The sequence below is a fragment of the Pseudomonas sp. AGC41 genome, from assembly GCF_057334555.1.
On sequence record NZ_JBHFJB010000124.1, the window covers coordinates 5,023 to 17,680 of the forward strand.

The following is a 12,658-nucleotide window of genomic DNA, read 5'->3' on the forward strand; positions in this document are numbered from 1 at the left end:
GGGCTGCTGCGCAGCCCAGCGGGCCCCCCCCCCCCCCCCACGGGATCGGCGTAGATTCGGATTACCGCTCACGCATCGCCTCGGTCCGCGCCTTCAGCACCGGCTTGAGCAGGTAATCCAGCACGCTTTTCTCCCCGGTGATGATGTCCACCGTCGCCACCATCCCCGGGATAATCAGCAACGGTTTGGCATCGCCGCCCAAATGGTTTTTATCGGTGCGCACCTGGATCAGGTAGAAACTGTTGCCCTTGTCATCGGTGATGGTGTCGGCGCCGATCAGTTCGAGCTTGGCGCTCAGGCCGCCGTAGATCGTGTAGTCGTAGGCGCTGAACTTGACCATCGCCTTCTGGCCCGGGTGGAGAAAGGCCACGTCTTGCGGGCGGACCTTCGCTTCGATCAGGAGGTTGTCCTCCAGTGGCACGATTTCGACCATGTCGCTGCCCGGCTGGACCACACCGCCAATGGTGTTGACCTTGAGCTGCTTGATCACCCCACGCACCGGCGAGACCACGGTGGTGCGGGTCACCCGGTCATCGATGGCGATGCTCGATGCGGTGATTTTCGACAGTTCGGTGCGTTTCTCGTTGAGCTCCTTGGCCGCGTCGGAGCGGAAGGACTGCTCCGATTCGTCAATCTTGCTCTTGATCTCGTTGATCGCCGACTCGGCCCGAGGGATCGCCAGGGTGGTGGCGTTGAGTGAGCCGCGCACCTCCACCGCGCTGCGCTTGAGCCGGAGGATTTCCACTGGTGAAACCGCACCGGTGCGCACCAGCGGCGCCGACATGTTCATTTCTTCCTGCAGCAGGGCCAGGGCCGAGCTGAACTGGCCTTGTTTGGAGCGAAACTCGGCAAGCTCCTGGCTTTTCTGCCGCAGCTGTTCGGTGAGGGTGCGCTGCTCGCTGGCCAGGCGCCGCTGGCGTTGTTCATACAACGAACGTTCGTCCGCGGCCACTTGTGGGGCCTTGGCGGTCACCTCGGCCGACAGCGCAAACGGCCGCCCTTCAGCCTCGGCCGACAGGCGTTCGACCTGGGCCGTGAGGGCATAACGATCGGCCTCGCTCTCGCCCTTGTTTGACAGGAACCGCGTGTCATCCAGGCGCAGCAGGGTCTCGCCCTTGTTCACCATCTGGCCTTCGCGCACGAAAATCTCGGTGACGATGCCGCCTTCCAGGTTCTGGATCACCTGGACCTTGCTCGATGGAATCGCCTTGCCTTCGCCCGTGGTGACTTCCTGCAGCACGGCCAGTTTGGCCCAGACCAACCCGCTGACGATCAGTCCGGCGGCCAGCCACACCGTCACGCGCGAACGCCGGGGCGAGTCTTGCAACGTCGCGCTGGCGGTTTCCGGCATGAACTCGCTTTCGGCGCTTTTGCTGAAACTGCCGAAGTAGCTTCGGGCGGCTGAATCAGGTGTTTGAGCTGGCATGGACGGTACCCGTTGATTAATAGATTCACAGTGCTGCTTTTTGTGGCGAGGGAGCTTGCTCCCGCTCGGCGGCGAAGCCGTCGTAAAACCTGCCGACGCGGTCTGCCTGACACAACCAGGTGAATGGCCTCGGGGCTGCTTCACAGCCCAGCGGGAGCAAGCTCCCTCGCCACCGGTGTTAACCATTTATCCCCGGACCAAACAGGCTATGTGTCGGCTTCTACACCGCCGCTGCGCCTACCCGTCCCTTGCGCAGCGCATCGATCACCGCGTCCTTCGGTCCGTCCGCCACGATCCGTCCGTTTTCCAGCACTACCAGGCGATCCACCAGGCTCAGCATCGAGGTACGGTGGGTGACCAGCAGCACGGTCTTGCCCTGCACATGGGTGTGAAGTTTTTGCCGCAAGGTGTCTTCGCTGCTGTTGTCCATGGCGCTGGTGGGTTCATCGAGCAACAGGATCGGCGGGTCGAGCAGCAGGGCTCGGGCCAGCAGCACGGCTTGACGCTGGCCTCCGGACAGCAACTGGCCGCGCTCGCCGACCGGGCGATCGAAGCCTTGCGGATGCTGGCGCGCCAGTTCGGTCACGCCGGTCAGTTCCGCCACCTCCAGCATGCGGCTGTCGCTGATGTAGCGGGCGCCGAGGGTCAGGTTGTCGCGCAGGCTTCCGGCCAGCAGCGGCAGGTCGTGGGCGACGTAGCCGATCTGTTGACGCAGGTCGGCGACGTCCAGTTGCCGCAGGTCCAGGCCATCGAGCAGCAACTGGCCTTCTTGCGGCGCATAAAAACCCATCACCAGGCGCGCCAGGGTGCTTTTGCCCGAGCCGCTGCGGCCGATGATCCCGACCCGCTCGCCAGGTTTGAGGTTGAAACTGACGTTTGCCAACGCCGGGGTACTCTGGCCGTCGTAGTGGAAGGTCACGCCACTGACGTCCAGTGCGCCCTGCAATTGGGTGCGCTCCAGCGGACGCTGGCTGGCGTCGCGCTCCTGGGGCAGGGCCATCAAGGCATCGGTGCTGCGCATGGTGAGCTGGGCTTGCTGGTAGCGAGTGATCAGCCCGGCGATCTGGCCCAGCGGCGCGAGGACCCGGCTGCCGAGCATGTAGGTCGCCACCAGTGCGCCGACGCTGAGGTTGCCGGCAATGATGCTGTAGACGCCGGCAACGATGGTTGCCATGCCGGCCAATTGTTGCAGGAACAGCGTGCCGTTGGTTGCCAGCGCCGAAAGGTTGCGGGCGTGGCTGTCGAGGCGGGTGAGGGCGCCATGAGTGCTTTCCCACTGATGCTGGCGTTCGCTTTCGGCGCTGCAGGCCTTGAGGGTTTCCAGGCCGCCGAGGGTTTCGATCAGCAAGGCCTGGCGCTGGGCGCCGAGGGCCAGGCTTTTCTGCACGGTGTCGCGCAGGCGCGCCTGGATGATCATCGCGAAAATCACGGTAATCGGGAACGCCACTATGGGGATTACCACCAGCCAGCCGCCAAGCAGGCCGATTACCACCAGCATCAGCACGGCAAAGGGCAGGTCGATCAGGCTGGTCAGGGTCACGGCGGTGAGAAATTCCCGCAGGCCCTGGAAGTCATGGATGCTCTGGGCGAAGCCGCCGATGGTCACCGGTTTGGCTTTCATCGCCATGCCGGTGATGCGTTCGAACAGTGTGGCGGAGAGGATCACGTCGGTTTTTTTGCCGGCAGTGTCGAGCAGATGAGCCCGCACGACCCGCAGCACCAGTTCGAAACCGGTGCCGATCAGCAGCCCGACGGCCAGCACCCACAATGTCGACGTGGCCTGGTTCGGCACCACGCGGTCGTAGGTCTGCATTACAAACAGCGGCACCATCAATCCCAGCAGGTTGATCAGGAAGCTCGCCAGGATCGCGTCGCTGTACAGCCAGCGCGACAGTTTCAAGGTGTCACGAAACCAGGCCTCGACTCGCGGCACCAGCGGCGCGCGCAAATCTTCCAGTTCGTGGCGCGGTCGAGCGAACAAGGCCTGGCCGCTGTAGTCGGCGGCCAGCTCCTGGCGGCTGACCCATTGTTCGCCGCCATCGGCTTCGCTGGGCAGGATCAGTGCCTGGCCGTCGTCACCCCAGCGGCGCAATATCGCGCAGCGACCGCCGGCCAGGATCAGCATCACCGGCAGATTGAGCGCCGAAATGTCCGCCAGGTCGCGACGCAGCAGCCGCGCCTGCAAACCGGCCCGGGCCGCTGCGCGAGGCAGCAGGTCCAGGCTCAAGCGTTGGTGCGCCATTGGCAACCCGGCGCTGAGGCTGGCGCGGCTGACCGTCGCGCCATGGAGTTTGCAGAGGATCAACAAGCCGTCCAGCAACGGGTCATCGAAGTTCAGGCGCGGGTCGGCGCCGGGGATTACCGGTTCCATGCGGGTCATGTCGATCGCTCCCATGGATTACTTCAGTTCCGGCAGCCGTGCCTGGTTCTTGACTTCGGTCTGGGCGACGGCGTCGGCCGGCAGGACGATCCGCTGTTTGTTCAACAACAAGCCCATGTTTGCCAGCACGCGGTACATCGAGTATTCCTCGGTGTAGCGCACCTCGGTGTAGCGACGGTTGGCGTTGTACAGCTCGTTTTCGCTGTCGAGCAAGTCGAGCAGGGTCCGTTGGCCGAGGCCGAACTGGTCTTGATAAGCGGCACGCACGCGGGCGGTGGTGTCGGCGTACTCACGGGCCGTCGGGGTCTGTTTGCGGGCGTTGAGCATCGCGTTCCAGGCCAGGCGCGTGTCTTCGTTGAGTTGGCGCAGGGCGTTGTTGCGGATGTCCATGGCCTGGTTGATCTGGTGGGCGTTGGAGGCCAGCCGGGCCTTGTCGCTGCCGCCGCGCAACAGGTTGTAGTTCATCACCACGCCCAGCCGCCAGTTGTTGTCGTGGCCTTCTTCGCCGCCGAGGTTGTTGTTGGCGCCCACCGCCGCTTCCGCATCGAAGCGCGGGTAGAACGGCGACTTCGCGACTTCATACTGGCTTTCGGCGGACTGGATATCGGCCTGGGCCGATTTCAGGTACGGGTTGTTATCCACCATGCTCTGCTGGGCTTCGCGCAGGTCGACCGGGATTTCGCCCTTGGTCGACGGCGGGGCTTCCAGCTCATCGGGCATGCGCCCGACCACGCTGTAGAAGTTCGCCTCGGCATCGGCCAGGTCGACCTGGGCGGTGTCGTAGTTGTTTTCCGCCAGGGCCCGACGGGCATTGGACTGGTCGGAGTCGGCCGTGCTGCCCACCCCACGCTCGGTGCGCAGGCCGATCTGGTCGTTGACGCGCAGGTGCGCCTGCAGGTTGTTCTTGGCCAGGGTCACCAGCTCGCGACGCTTGAGCACTTCCAGGTAGACCTCGATGGTACGCAGGGCCAGGTCCTGCGCGGTGCCCTGGGCGTAATAGGCGCGGGAGTTGACCACACCCTTGGTGCGTTCCACTTCGTTGGCGGTGTTGAACCCGTCAAAGATCATCTGGCGCAGGCGCAGCTCCGACTGGGTGTAGGTGAGGATATTGGTGTGATGGTTGCCCAGCGCCCGGGTGTTGGTGTTGTCGCTGTAGCCTCGACCGTAGCCGGCGTTCAAATCCACCGACGGGAAAAAACCGCCCCGGGCGACCTTGACGTCTTCATTGGCCGACAAACGGCTGTCCACCCGCTGCGCGAGTTCCGGGTGGGTCGCGATGGTGCTCTGTATCGCTTCGGTCAAGGACATGGCCTGCGCGGGAGAAGAGCAGGCCATGGCCAGCAAAACCGCGCTGCAGAGAGGGGTAAGAACGCGCATGGGATGCATCTCCTGAGGTCTGTTGTGTTTCGTTGTCGCCAGAATATTGACGTTTAAAAGATCAAAACCGTTTCAACCTTGTAACAACACAGCTAAGAACATCCTAGGAAAAACCTAAGAAGAATTTCTCATAAAGACTATTCCAAAAAAAACTTATGTGCTTGAAAAAAAACCAGCACATTGTTCAACGCGGAAGCCTTTGATTTTGCGGCCTCCGACGGATTCCAGACGCCAATAAAAAGTTCCGGACAAAATTTAGAAACGTTCTGAAGAAGGGCAAATAGATTGGAAAACGGGGCGGTTACTGTGACGGTTTTTTGTCGTTCTGGCAAAAATCCTGTACCTTCCGAACTCGCGAAAGCTGGCAGATTTTCCAGATTTGCCGGCCAATCTTAGTTTCGCTTCTTCACCCAGCACAGGTGCCGACTACGGTTGGCAACGGAGGAAATGCACATGGCAGCGCTCATCGGTACCGTCAGCAAGGTCGTAGGGCAGGTTTTCGCAGAGGCCGCCGGTGGGCTGCGGCGCCCGTTGATCGAAGGCGATCGGTTGTACGCCGGTGAGCACCTGATCACCGGCGCTGAGGGAGCGGTAGCGGTGCAACTGCAGAACGGCCGGGAATTGACCTTGGGCCGAGAAAGTGACCTGACCCTGACTCCGCAGCTGCTCGCCAACCAGGCAGCGCCTGTCGACACCCCCGAAGCGCCAGTGCCAAGTAATGCGCAACTGACCGATGTGCAGCAATTGCAGCAAGCCATCGCCGCCGGCGCCGACCCGACCCAGACGGGCGAGGCCACGGCGGCGGGTGCCGAGGGCGGCAACCCGGGCGGAGTGGGCGGTGGGCACAGCTTTGTGCTGCTGGAGGAAGTGGCCGGGGAAGTTGATCCGCTGATTGGCTTCCCAACCGCCGGGTTCAACGGGATTCCCGAGTTTCCACAACTGGAGCTGGCGGCTGATCCGGACGGCAACGACGGCGACGATGGCGACGGAACCGTGCCGCCGGTCATCCCTGAAACGCCGGACAACCCTGTCACCCTTGATGGCGTGACCGTGGACGGTGGCGAGCTGAGCACCAATGAGGCCAACCTCGCCGACGGTACCGCCAGCAATCCTGGCGCGCTGGTACAAAGCGGCACCTTCAGCATTTCCGCTCCCGACGGCTTGAACAGCCTGAGCATCGGCGGTATCAGCGTGATCGCTGGCGGCGTGGCTTCAGGTTTCCCGCAGTCCGTCACCTCGGCGCTGGGCAACACGCTGACCATCACTGGCTATGACCCGGCCACGGGCGTGGTGAGCTACACCTATACCCTGACCGACAACGAAACCCATCCGGCGGGCGGTGGTGCCAACACCATCAGCGAGCAATTCCCGGTCGTGGCCGTCGATACCGACGGCGATACGGCCAACGGAACCCTGGACGTCAACATCACCGACGACGTACCCCAGGCGATCGATGACAGCCACGCCAGCAGCGCATCGGAAACCCTCGTCACCCTCACTGGCAACGTATTGCCCAACGATGACCAGGGCGCTGATCGCATACCCACCGGTCCCGACAGCGGGCCGATCATCGGCGGCACGTTCACCGGTACCTACGGCACGCTGGTGCTCAACCCCAACGGTACGTACACCTACACCCTGAATACCAGCGACCCGCAATTCGTTGCGTTGCACGGCGGCGGCAACGGCACGGAAACCTTCACCTACACCCTGACCGACGCCGACGGCGACACCAGCACCGCCAACCTGGTGCTGCAAGTGCACAACAACGACGACCCGGTGATCATCAACGGCCTCGACACCGAAGGCGGCGAGCTGACGGTGCAGGAGAAAAACCTCGGCGACGGCAGCAACCCGGACGCCTCGGCGCTGACCCAGAGCGGCACTTTCACCGTGACCGCGCTGGACGGCGTGCAAACCCTGAGCGTCGGCGGTATCACTGTGGTCAGCGGTGGCGTCGCCGCCGGTTTCCCGCAATCGATCACCACCGCGTTGGGCAATACCTTGACCGTCACCGGCTTCAACGCCGCCACGGGCGTGGTCAGCTACAGCTACACCTTGCTCGACAACGAAGCGCAGCCAAATGCCAACGGCGCCAATAGCCTGGGCGAGCAGTTCAGCGTGGTGGTCACCGATGACAACGGCACCACGGCCACCGGTAACCTGGACGTGAACATCGTCGATGACTTGCCCAAGGCCCATGCCGACTCCGCCTCGGTGGAAGAGGGCGCGACGGTCAGCGGCAACGTGCTGAACAACGACGAGGGCGGTGCCGACGGGCCTGCCGCCAGCGGCGCGGTGATCGGTGTACGCGCCGGCAGCGATACCTCGACCTCCGCCGTAGGCGGCCTCAACAGCCAGATCAACGGCAGCTATGGCTACCTGACCCTGGACGCCAACGGCAACGCGGTTTACCACAGCAACCCGAACGCCGTCAGCGCACCGGGCGCCACCGATGTGTTCACCTACACCGTGCGCGACGCCGATGGCGACGAGAGCACCACGACCATCACTATCGACATCGATAACAGCCGCCTGACCGCAACCCCTGACCAGGAAATCCGCGTCTACGAGAAAGCCCTGGATCTGAACCAGGATGGCCAGGACCTGGCCCCCGGCACTGTCACCGGCAGTGCGCCGAACGCCAGCAGCGAAACCGCCAGCGGCAGCCTGGTCGGCTCGGTGACCGGTGCCGTCGGCGCCGTCACTTTCGCCCTGATCGGCAATGCCACTGGTGCCCATGGGCAACTGTTACTCAACCCGGACGGCTCGTACACCTACACCCTGACGTCGCCTGCCTCGACAACCCCGGCCGCCAATGACGGCCCGAACGTGTTGAGCGAAAGCTTCACCTACCAGGCGACCGATTCGCTCGGCAACAGCGTCACCAGCACTATCGTGATCAACATCGTCGACGACGTGCCCAAGGCGCATTGTGATACCGCTGCGGTAGTGGAGGGCGGAACAGTCAGCGGCAACGTGCTGGACAATGACGTGCTCGGCGCCGACGGTGGCGTGGTGATCGGGGTGCGTTCCGGCAACGATACATCAAGCCCGGCCAACGGCGGTTTGAACAGCCAGATCAATGGCACCTACGGCTACCTGACCCTGGATGCCAATGGCAACGCGGTCTACCACAGCAATCCGAACTCTGTGGGTGCACCGGGTGCGACCGATGTATTCACTTATACCGTGCGCGACGCCGATGGGGATGAAAGCACCACGACCATCACCATCGACGTGCACAACAGCTGCCTGGTGGCTGAAACCGATCATGACGTCACCGTGTACGAAAAAGCCCTAGACCTGAAACAGGACGGCCAGGACCTGGCCCCCGGCAGCGCCACCGGCAGCGAGCCGGGCAGCACCGGCGAAACCGCCACCGGAACCTTGGTCGGTTCGGTCAGCGGTGCAACCGGTGCCGTGACATTTGCCTTGGTGGGCGACGCCAATGGTGCTCACGGCCAATTGCTGCTCAACGCCGACGGCACCTACACCTATACGCTGACCTCGCCGGCGAATACCACGCCGCAGGCCAACAATGGCCCGAACGTATTGACCGAAAGCTTCACCTACAAGGCCACCGACTCGTTGGGCAACAGCACCACCGGCAGCCTGGTGGTGAACATCGTCGACGATGTACCCAAGGCTGTCGCGTCCGAGCGTTCGGTCACGGCGGTAGAGATCGATTCGAACCTGCTGATCGTGCTCGACGTGTCCGGCAGCATGAAAGACGATTCCGGTGTGCCGGGGCTCTCGCGAATGGATCTGGCCAAGCAGGCGATCAGCGCCTTGCTCGACAAATACGACGACATGGGCGACGTGAAAGTCCAGCTCGTGACCTTCAGCGGCAGCGCCACCGGCCAGAGTGCCGTGTGGGTGGACGTGGCGACCGCCAAGACACTGATCGCCGCGCTGAAAGCGCACGGTGACACCAATTACGATGCGGCCGTGGAGATGGCCAAGACCGCGTTCACAACACCGGGGCAACTGACCGGCGCCCAGAACGTTGGCTATTTTTTCTCCGACGGCAAGCCGACCAAAGGCGACATCGGCCCGGCGGACGAGGCCGCGTGGAAGGCCTTCCTCGACGCCAACAGCATCAAGAATTACGCCGTCGGCCTGGGCAGCGGCGCCAGAAACGTCAATCTTGATCCGCTGGCCTACGACGGCAGCACCCACACCAACACCAACGCGGTGGTGGTGACTGACCTGAACCAGCTCAACTCGGTGCTTTCCGGCACGGTGCAAGGCGTGCCGGTTACCGGCAGCCTGTTTGGTGAAGGCGGCTCGTTCGGCGCCGATGGCGGATTTATCAAAAGCCTGGTGGTGGACGGCACGACCTACAGCTACAACCCCGACGCCAATGGTGGCCAGGGTGCGCTGACCGTCAGCGGCGGAGCCAACCACGGTTCCTTCAACACCGCGACCAACACCGTCAGCATCGCCACCGGGCATGACGGCATGCTCGTGGTGAATCTCGATACCGGCGCGTTCAGCTACACCTCCCAGACCACCACCAGCACCTTGATCACCGAAAAGATCAGCTACACCCTCAGCGATAACGATGGTGACCTGGCCGGCTCCAACCTGGTGATCAAGGTCCAACCCAACAGCGCACCCGTGGCGGTCGAAGACAACATCATTACCAACGTACTATCGGGCAATATCGTGGTTCCGGGTGAACTGGTGCTGGGCAATGACAGCGACGCCAATGGCGACCCGCTCTCCGCGGCGCCGACCAGTTTTAATACAGGCTGGGCGGCCAGGGGCGCAGACTTCACCGGCAGCACCGGTACCGCCAGTTTCACCGGCAACAACGCCCAATCGATCAGCCTCAACCGCAGTGCCTTCGTCGCCAATACCGCGAGCATGACCGCGGTACTGGTGGTCAGCGGCGCGCTAGGAATGGTGTCGAACAACAACGCCAACGATGAAGACCGGCTCAACATCAGCCTCAAGCAAGGCGAAACCCTGACCCTGGATCACAATCTCACAGCCGGTCGCATTGCCATGGAGTATTCGCTTAACGGCGGGCCCTTCATCGCGATCAATGACGGCGCCTCGTTCACGGCGGCGGCGGATGGCAACTATCAGATCCACGTCACCAACATCCCCAACCCCGGCAATGGCAACGCCAATGCCGCGGAAAATTACCAGCTGACCCTGACCGTCAACTACACCGGTGCCCAGGACCATACTCCCGATTATCACGGCAGCTACACCGCCAGTGACAACCACGGCGGCAGCGACTCCGCCGGGGTGGGCATCAGCTACCAGGCGGGCCACACCCTGACGGGGACGAGCGGCGACGATGTGCTGCTGGCCGGCAATGGCAACAACGTGCTCAACGCCGGCGACGGCAATGACATCCTCAGCACTGGCGCGGGCAACAACACCTTGCATGGCGGGGCCGGCGATGACTTGCTCTACAGCAGTACCGGCAACGACCTGCTCGACGGCGGCACCGGCAACGACACCGCCAGTTATGCCCATGCCACCGGCGGCGTCACGGTAAACCTCGGCCTGCTGGCCGGACAGAACACCTTGGGGGCCGGCACCGATACTCTGGCTGGCATCGAGAACCTGGTCGGCTCGAACTTCAACGACCACCTGACCGGCGACAGCCTGAGCAATCGCATCGACGGCGGCCTCGGCCATGACGTGCTCAACGGTGGTGACGGCGATGACCTGCTGATCGGCGGCCTGGGCAACAACGCCCTCACCGGCGGCAACGGTGCCGACACGTTCCAATGGCAGGCGGGCAACAGCGGTCACGACGTCATCACTGATTTCACCCCTGGCCTCGACAAACTCGACTTGTCGCAATTGTTGTTGGGCGAGAACGGCAGCGCTGCGTCGCTCGATGACTACCTGCACTTCAGCGTGACCGGCAGCGGGGCCTCGTTGATCACCAGCATCGACATCAGCAGCACCGCCGGCGCCACGCCGAACCAGACCATTGATCTCGCCGGCGTCAACCTCGCCAGTCACTACGGCGTCACGCCGGGCGCGGGCGGAATGATCGGCGGCGCGGACACCGCGACCATCATCAACGGCATGCTGAACGACCATTCGTTGAAGGTCGACACGGTGTGAGATGAGCTGAAACGACAAAACCCGCCATCTTCGCTCTGGAGATGGCGGGTTTTTTCATTTTGGCCCGCGCAAAATTTTGCCAGGCCCAGGCACGACTGAAGACACAGCCGATCTCGTGGCGAGGGAGCTTGCTCCCGCTCGGCTGCGCAGCAGTCGTAAAATCGGCAGGCGCGGTCTGCCTGGGGGAATCGCATCAGCTGATCTCAGGGCGGCTTCGCCTCCCAGCGGGAGCAAGCTCCCTCGCCACAAGGGCCTTCAATCAGGTTTGTGCAGGGTTTTTTGCTTGAGGATGTACACCGTCACCAGCACCGCGCTGGTCAGCATGAACACCCGCGCCCATGGCAGGGGCACCAGGTAGCACGACAGCAAGATGCTCACCCACATCAATCCGATGGCGTAGACCTTGCCCTTGAGCGGGATGCCGTTGCCGCTGAGGTAGTCACCGATCCAGGGGCCGAGGCGCGGATGCTCCACCAGCCAGCGATAGAACCGTGGCGAACTGCGGGCAAAGCAGGCCGCGGCCAATAACAGGAAAGGAGTGGTGGGAAGGACGGGAATAAAGATGCCAATGACCCCCAGCACCACGCTCAGCCAGCCGATGGCGAGCAGAGCGTAGCGCAGGATCAGCGGGCGATTGCCGAGGGGCGCGGGCACCCGCTGACTCAGTGATGGCGCGGCTTGAGGATCGCCGGTTTCTCGTCCGGGGCGTTGCACAGCAGATACAGAGCGGTGAGGGCTTCCGGGATCTGCACGATCATGTCGTCCATCAGGTTCGCGTCGGCGGCAATGTCGGAAAACTCCGGTTGCTCGTCGAACAGGCCGGAACCGACCATGATCGGCAGCAGCATTTCGCTGACTTCTTCTTCGGCGGTTTCGAACCAGGCCGCTTCGCGCAGGAACACACCTTCCATGAAGCCGATGCACCAGCCGCGCAGTTCCGAATCGTCCGGATCATCGCCCAGGTCCAGCTCGCACGGCAGCTCGAATTCTTCATCGGAAGCCAGTTGGCGGGCGATGTGAGCCTTGAGGCCGACCAGCGTCGCTTCGATTTCGGCGCGTTGGGCTTCGTCGCTGTAGTGCGGTTCTTCGGCGAACAGGGCATCGATCCATTCACGCTCCGGCACCTGCTCGGAACAGATCGACAGGGCGGTCAGATAGCCATGAGCGGCCACGTAATCCAGCGCCTCTTCGTGCAGCTCATCGGCGTCGAGGAAGACTTGCAGGCGGGTCAGTTGCTCAGCGAAGGACATTACGGGCTACCTTGGGGAATAAACAATGCGGGAATTCTAGGCCTTCTTGGGCGCCCAGGCCAGCCGCGTGGTGGATTTGCTTTCTTGCCGGTCATGCATCACCTGGTCTCGACCCTACAGAGTCCC

The 12,658-nt window shown here is 62.9% G+C and carries 6 protein-coding genes; 1 reads left to right on the forward strand and 5 read right to left on the reverse strand.

Annotation, left to right across the window (positions count from 1 at the left end):
* Window positions 1-61 precede the first annotated feature (61 nt).
* The 3 genes from ACE04F_RS21305 to ACE04F_RS21315 form a co-directional block, all read right to left on the reverse strand.
* Complete coding sequence (locus ACE04F_RS21305) at window positions 62-1,426, reverse strand: HlyD family type I secretion periplasmic adaptor subunit (RefSeq protein WP_486109780.1); 1,365 nt, start codon at window positions 1,424-1,426, stop codon at window positions 62-64.
* A gap of 220 nt (window positions 1,427-1,646) precedes the next feature.
* Window positions 1,647-3,806 carry a type I secretion system permease/ATPase gene (locus tag ACE04F_RS21310; RefSeq protein ID WP_486109782.1) on the reverse strand — a complete coding sequence of 720 codons (2,160 nt, stop codon included), beginning with the start codon at window positions 3,804-3,806 and terminating at the stop codon, window positions 1,647-1,649.
* An 18-nt stretch (window positions 3,807-3,824) separates the two neighbouring features.
* The gene (locus tag ACE04F_RS21315; protein WP_486109784.1) at window positions 3,825-5,183 is read right to left on the reverse strand and encodes a TolC family outer membrane protein; all 1,359 of its coding nucleotides are present in this window, start codon (window positions 5,181-5,183) and stop codon (window positions 3,825-3,827) included.
* Between the two features lie 453 nt (window positions 5,184-5,636).
* Between ACE04F_RS21315 and ACE04F_RS21320 the strand changes: the two genes are divergently transcribed.
* Window positions 5,637-11,282 carry a retention module-containing protein gene (locus tag ACE04F_RS21320; RefSeq protein ID WP_486109786.1) on the forward strand — a complete coding sequence of 1,882 codons (5,646 nt, stop codon included), beginning with the start codon at window positions 5,637-5,639 and terminating at the stop codon, window positions 11,280-11,282.
* Window positions 11,283-11,537: 255 nt separating this feature from the next.
* Here ACE04F_RS21320 and ACE04F_RS21325 read toward each other — a convergent pair whose 3' ends face one another.
* Both ACE04F_RS21325 and ACE04F_RS21330 read right to left on the reverse strand, forming a co-directional pair.
* Window positions 11,538-11,936 (reverse strand): YbaN family protein, encoded by a 399-nt coding sequence (locus ACE04F_RS21325; protein ID WP_486109788.1) that lies wholly within the window; start codon window positions 11,934-11,936, stop codon window positions 11,538-11,540.
* Between the two features lie 8 nt (window positions 11,937-11,944).
* Complete coding sequence (locus ACE04F_RS21330) at window positions 11,945-12,532, reverse strand: UPF0149 family protein (RefSeq protein WP_434629155.1); 588 nt, start codon at window positions 12,530-12,532, stop codon at window positions 11,945-11,947.
* Window positions 12,533-12,658 lie beyond the last annotated feature (126 nt).

Excerpts from the sequence above, each read along its gene's own strand:
- ACE04F_RS21305 (WP_486109780.1), bottom strand. The coding sequence starts at position 1,426 with ATGCCAGCTCAAACACCTGATTCAGCCGCCCGAAGCTACTTCGGCAGT.
- ACE04F_RS21310 (WP_486109782.1), bottom strand. The coding sequence starts at position 3,806 with ATGACCCGCATGGAACCGGTAATCCCCGGCGCCGACCCGCGCCTGAAC.
- ACE04F_RS21315 (WP_486109784.1), bottom strand. The coding sequence starts at position 5,183 with ATGCGCGTTCTTACCCCTCTCTGCAGCGCGGTTTTGCTGGCCATGGCC.
- ACE04F_RS21320 (WP_486109786.1), top strand. The coding sequence starts at position 5,637 with ATGGCAGCGCTCATCGGTACCGTCAGCAAGGTCGTAGGGCAGGTTTTC.
- ACE04F_RS21330 (WP_434629155.1), bottom strand. The coding sequence starts at position 12,532 with ATGTCCTTCGCTGAGCAACTGACCCGCCTGCAAGTCTTCCTCGACGCC.